This is a genomic window from Psychrobacillus sp. (assembly GCF_056205495.1).
In genome coordinates this window covers 1-5,710 of sequence record NZ_JBAEAP010000142.1, presented here as the reverse complement: position 1 = coordinate 5,710, position 5,710 = coordinate 1, and the positions used below count along the sequence as shown (strand labels likewise).

General features: G+C 37.3%; 5 protein-coding genes. All 5 read right to left on the bottom strand.

The window, feature by feature from the left end; translation table 11 throughout:
* Positions 1–236 precede the first annotated feature (236 nt).
* The 5 genes from AC06OU_RS04285 to AC06OU_RS04265 all read right to left on the bottom strand — a co-directional run bounded on the left by AC06OU_RS04285 (position 237) and on the right by AC06OU_RS04265 (position 5,558).
* Positions 237–716, bottom strand: a complete 480-nt coding sequence (locus AC06OU_RS04285) for a PCYCGC motif-containing (lipo)protein (RefSeq protein WP_475854201.1) — start codon at positions 714–716, stop codon at positions 237–239.
* A 44-nt stretch (positions 717–760) separates the two neighbouring features.
* Positions 761–2,137, bottom strand: a complete 1,377-nt coding sequence (gene fumC, locus AC06OU_RS04280) for a class II fumarate hydratase (RefSeq protein ID WP_298470857.1) — start codon at positions 2,135–2,137, stop codon at positions 761–763.
* Positions 2,138–2,156: 19 nt separating this feature from the next.
* Positions 2,157–3,092, bottom strand: coding sequence for an HD-GYP domain-containing protein (locus AC06OU_RS04275; RefSeq protein ID WP_475854199.1), 936 nt, complete (start codon positions 3,090–3,092; stop codon positions 2,157–2,159).
* Positions 3,093–3,488: 396 nt separating this feature from the next.
* Positions 3,489–5,030 carry a flotillin family protein gene (locus AC06OU_RS04270; RefSeq protein ID WP_475854198.1) on the bottom strand — a complete coding sequence of 514 codons (1,542 nt, stop codon included), beginning with the start codon at positions 5,028–5,030 and terminating at the stop codon, positions 3,489–3,491.
* 15 nt (positions 5,031–5,045) lie between these two features.
* Positions 5,046–5,558 carry an NfeD family membrane protein gene (locus AC06OU_RS04265; RefSeq protein ID WP_475854197.1) on the bottom strand — a complete coding sequence of 171 codons (513 nt, stop codon included), beginning with the start codon at positions 5,556–5,558 and terminating at the stop codon, positions 5,046–5,048.
* Positions 5,559–5,710 lie beyond the last annotated feature (152 nt).

The following is a 5,710-nucleotide window of genomic DNA, read 5'->3' as shown; positions in this document are numbered from 1 at the left end:
CGCGCCTGTCACTGCCCCGACAGGCAAATGGAGAAAAGCGAGGAGGCAGTTCCTCAGCCACCGCAAACGCTTTTGTTTGCGACGAGCTCGCGCAGGAGCAGCTTTTATCCATTTGACCCCGAGGGGCAAGGCGATGAAGCTAGACATCAATTTACCCACAGGTTCAGAATTTTATAATTTCCTAAACAACAAAAAAACTGCTCCTCTCACTTATAGTGAGAAGAAGCAGTTATATTTTAAGAGGGCATTGGTGTGTCAGTTGGTTTAGAGTAGCCTTCTTGATAAGCCTCGTCTATGGCCTGGCGAATTTCTATAAGTGACTTACCTTCTTGAACCATGTTAATAGAGGCAACGGCAGTTTCTAAGCACGCTGCACAGCGAGTACCATGGTCATCCCATACGACTTCACCATTTTCTTTAATTTCCTGTACAAAACAGTTGAAGTTGCTTCTATGGCCAGCACTATCCCCGCAGCCACAGTAACAAGGCATCCACTTGAGTACATCATTAGCTTTTGCTGCCGCTTGATAAATCAGCTGCATATTTTCAGGTTGTTTTTCTAGAAACTTCGGAAGCACATCAGTTGAAGAAGTAGTTTCTTGAATATCCCCATTAGCTAAATGAGTCGTATGGTCGTGATCATGTTCCTGATGATCCACTTCTTCTGCGGTCTTGTGACTTTCTTCTTTTTGACCACAGGCAGCAAGCACCAACATTAAACAAAATAATAAAAATAGAATTTTTTTCATATATACCTCATTTAAATCATTTTTTCTGGTCTAACAATTTCATCAAACTTGTCAGCAGTTAACAGCTCTAATTCGATAGCTGCTTCTTTTAGAGTTGTACCATTTTTGTGGGCATGCTTAGCAATTTTTGCAGCATTCTCATAGCCAATGTATGGATTCAAAGCAGTTACAAGCATTAGAGAATTATTAACATGATGTTTAATTGTTTCTAAGTTTGGTTCAATCCCTACTGCACAGTTATTATTGAAGCTAATAATAGCATCACTTAACAAGCGAACGGATTGTAAGAAGTTATGAATAATTACAGGTTTGAAGACATTCAGTTGATAGTTACCTTGACTTGCTGCAAAACTAATTGAAGTATCATTCCCCATAACTTGCGCTACTACCATCGTCATTGCTTCACTTTGAGTAGGATTTACTTTACCAGGCATAATAGAGCTTCCTGGTTCATTTTCCGGAATAGAGATCTCGCCAATACCAGAACGAGGACCACTTGCAAGTAATCGTACATCATTAGCAATCTTCATTAAATCAGCTGCAAGTGCCTTCACAGCACCGTGTACATAAACAACGTCGTCATAGCTTGTCAACGCATGGAATTTATTTTTAGCTGAAGTAAATTCAATTCCTAGCTCTTTAGAAATTTCTGCTGCTACTAGATCACCAAAACCTTTTGGAGCATTCAATCCGGTACCTACAGCTGTACCTCCAACTGCAAGCTCTTTCATATCTTCCACTGCTGTATTAATCATTTTAGAAGACTTTTCAAGCATTCTATGCCACCCACTGAATTCTTGGCCAAGAGACAGTGGCGTTGCATCTTGTAAATGCGTACGTCCAATTTTAATGATATCCATAAACTGTTCAGATTTTTTACCCAACGTCTCTTTTAAAACGTCAATTGCAGGCAATAACTCTTTTTCGACTGCTAGTACCCCAGCAATATGAAGTGCAGTGGGGAAAGTATCGTTAGAGCTTTGGGATTTGTTTACATCATCATTTGGGTGAAGTCTCTCTTCACTACCTTTTTCCTCTAATAGCTGATTACCTCTATTAGCAATGACTTCGTTAACATTCATATTAGACTGCGTACCACTACCAGTTTGCCAAACTACTAATGGAAAATGATGGTCTAGCTTTCCTGCTAGTATTTCATCAGCTGCAGCTGCGATAGCATCTTTTTTTACTTCTGATAGGTTACCAAGAGAATGACTAACGATTGCCGCTGATTTCTTTAATAGAGCTAATCCATGTACTACTCCAATAGGCATTTTTTCTGTACCAATTTTAAAGTTTTCTTTAGATCTTTGTGTTTGAGCTCCCCAAAGACTATCTTGTGGAACTTTAATTTCTCCCATAGAATCACGTTCAATACGATAAGACATTTTTTTCTCTCCTTTTCATTTACCACTGATTATTTTTTTCTTGCAACATTTCGAGAAATTCATCTAGAACCTTTGGATTAAATTGAGTTCCTCTGCCTCTCTTTATTTCGAGTATAGCTTCTTCAAAGGTCATAGCCCCACGGTAAACCCGATTAGTAGTCATTGCATCAAATGCATCCACTACAGAGACAATAGAAGCTTCTAAGGAAATTTCCTCTCCCATAAGTCCAGAAGGATATCCTTTTCCATCATACCTTTCATGATGCTGTTCGACAATAAAAGCAGCTTCCCTAATGCAGGAAATTTCATGATTCCTCATCATTTCAGCTCCTAGGGTAGTATGCATTTTAACTATTTTCCATTCATCATCGGTTAGCTTTCCAGGCTTATTTAGAATCTCTATAGGAATAGCAAGTTTGCCAATGTCATGAAAATAAGAGCCTAGGCTTAATCTTCGAACCCCTTCACTGTTTAAATTCAGCCTTTTCCAAAGTTCAATTGAATAGTCTCTTATCCGCGCACAATGATGATAAGTATAACCATCCACTTCTTGAATACGGAGAGCATCACGATGAATAATACCTCTCTCAAGGAAGTTTTGGGTAAAATGTTTTTTAGTCATTTCTATTAAAATGTGCACTTCTTCCTTTGCATGACAAGTAATTAGTGCATTTTGCAAATCTGAATCTATTACATCACCCGGTCGAAGTATTTTCTGTTTATTACAACACACTACTTTTAAACTGCCAGCTAAAATATAATATTTTTCTACGTAACTTTTATCTTTACATGTATTAGAATAGATCCAAGTAGTACTTGAAGGTGTAAGTGTATAAAGGGCATACGAAATATCATCCGAGCTTCCAATATAGGTTGTAATTGTTTTATCGGTAACTACCCTTGGCAGGCTATGCTTTTCTTTAATATCATGAATTTGCTCTTTTGTAAGTATCATTGTTCCTCCGCAATTCTACAACATTCGACAATCTAACCTTAATTATACATTTAGTTAATAGTAGAATCAATTTCATAATTCTGAAGTTTTCATAAAACACGAACAATCAAATAATAATAAAGGTATTTATATGCTTTTATGAGAATCACTTGAAATGGATTTTCTAATTAATTGCCTACCGCAGGCTAATGGTAGGTCTTCCCTATCCCTTTGGAGTATGTATGTAATATGTTATTTGTGTAAGAGATTACTTTTGAATGCCATCCAGTCACTACCAATTACGAAAAGGAGAAACGTTCGTATTTAATGATGAATGGGTTCTTTATGAAATTAAGTTAAGAAAGGAAATACAAAAAAACAGACTTCCAACTTAGGAAAGCCTGTTTTTTTAATATGTTATACCTCTTGTACTTCGCGTACTTTTGTTTCTTCGTTCGCTTTTTTCACTTCCTGTGTCAATTGCTCAATGCTCGGTCTTATATTACCCTTTCCAGCATAGTTTTCTAGCATATTCTTTACATCAATTCCTGAGGAAGCCTTTAAAGTTTCTTGTAGGGTAGACATAAGATTTGTAGCGTATGAGGTAACCTTATTGGCACCTCCGCCTTCTCCTCCACCAGTATCTACTACAGTTATCTTATCGATATTTGAAAGTGGACTAGCAATTTGTTTAGCATATTCTGGTAGCATTTTAACAACCATATCTAGAACTGCAGCTTGCCCGTACAGATCAAACGCTTCAGCAATTTTTTGTTTAGCTTCAGCTTCTGCAAGTCCCTTCAGTCGAATTATATCTGCTTCTGATTCACCTTGCGCACGTTGCGAGTCAGCTTTTGCTAAACCATCTAAACGTACTTTTTCTGCATCTGCTTTCGCTTTTGCCTCAATGCGATATTTTTCTGCATCTGCCTCTGCCATTTCACGAGACTTGGATGCAGCAGCATTTTGTTCAATAGCATAACGGTCTGCATCTGCCTTTTTCTTTACCTCTGAATCATATTGCTTTTCACGACGCAATATCTCTTTCTCTTCAAGCTCAATTTGCTTTTGACGTTCAATAATTTGAATTTGCATTTCCTGTTCTGTTACTTCTTGCTTAGACCTTGCCGTCTCCAACTCATAGGCTTGGTCGGCACGCGCCTTAGCAATGTCTTGCTCTCGTCGGTATTCTGCAACCTTTAACTGATTGTCTTTTTCTGCTTCTGCGATTTCCGTTGCTCGTTCAATTTCAGCTTTTTGAGCTTCCTTCGAAGCCATTGCACGTTTAATACGTGTTTCCTTTTCTGCTTCTGCTGTAGCTATATCTGCATCACGCTTAACTTGTGCGATTCTTGGCTTACCTAGAGAATCTAAATAACCATTCTTATCTCGAACATCTTTAATAGTAAAGGAAACGATAATAAGACCCATTTTAGCTAAATCCTGAGAAGCAACTCGTTGTACTTCCTGTGAGAATTTATCTCTATTTTTGTATATTTCCTCTACAGTCATTGATCCTAAAATGGAGCGAAGATGACCTTCTAATACTTCTTTTGCTTCATTTTCTCTGTCCTGTTTAGATTTCCCTAAAAACTGCTCAGCCGCAGTTGCAATTTCTGAAATGGAACCCCCAATTTTTATAATAGCAGTCCCATCCGCCATAACTGGAACACCCTGCTCGGTATACACTTCAGGTGTTGTAACTTCTAACTTACTTGATAATAGACTAAGAGGTTCACTTTGCTGAAATACAGGAAATACGAATGTACCGCCACCTCTAATAATCTTTATGCGATTGCCCGAGTCATCTGTATGAACATTTTTAGAGCCTAAATAGCTCCCTGTAACGATTAATGCTTCATCAGGCCCAACTGTTTTATATTTGGTTATATAGACAGCCAGCATGATTAAAACAACGAATACAACAACCCCTATTACAACTAACATTTCCAAGCCCATTTAAAATCCCCCTTTTTATTTTATAAAAGGCACATATTCTTTTACTAAAAAAGTGCCGTCTTTCACTTCAATTATTAAGACTTGTTTTTCATAATCAATCTCTTCATTGTCTAAACCAGTAGCTCTTTTAGCGATGAGTCCATTTACTGTCTCGATAGTGATTTCACCATACCCATTTGAGGGTATAGGAACAATAACCTTTCCGACTTGCCCTAGTAATGACTCGTTTGTGTACGCTGTGGAGACTTCGGCTGAGGAGAGAGGTAAAAGTACAAAGAAGTACAGCAAAAAGGTTAAAAAGAAGGATATCCCTACAGCCACGGTAATTATAAGGGTTTCACTCCAATTAGTAATTTTAAGGAGAATAAAACCAGCTGCACAAATGAATAATAGAAAGGAGAGAATTGTAGTCGGATTAAAAATCCCTGCTTCCATGCCGTCTATTGCATCTGCAAATAACACATAAAGAATAGTAATAAGACCAATTACAATTAAACCATACAAGAAAATTTGTTCTATTTTTCTCACCACTTTTCCGTTTAATAACTTCTTTAGTAGTTATACGTATCTAAATTCAGAAGGTTTCAATATTTTTAACAATTAGTACCCTATCATTTTCTTCTATATAAAATAGCTTTTATTGTCAAATTTTAATCTTTTTAGACACTTGAATTGTTACA

What these genes read in the sequence shown, in the direction of transcription:
- AC06OU_RS04270 (WP_475854198.1), bottom strand. Translation starts at nt 5,030, where the DNA reads ATGGGCTTGGAAATGTTAGTTGTAATAGGGGTTGTTGTATTCGTTGTT.
- AC06OU_RS04285 (WP_475854201.1), bottom strand. Translation starts at nt 716, where the DNA reads ATGTTGGTGCTTGCTGCCTGTGGTCAAAAAGAAGAAAGTCACAAGACC.
- fumC (WP_298470857.1), bottom strand. Translation starts at nt 2,137, where the DNA reads ATGTCTTATCGTATTGAACGTGATTCTATGGGAGAAATTAAAGTTCCA.
- AC06OU_RS04275 (WP_475854199.1), bottom strand. Translation starts at nt 3,092, where the DNA reads ATGATACTTACAAAAGAGCAAATTCATGATATTAAAGAAAAGCATAGC.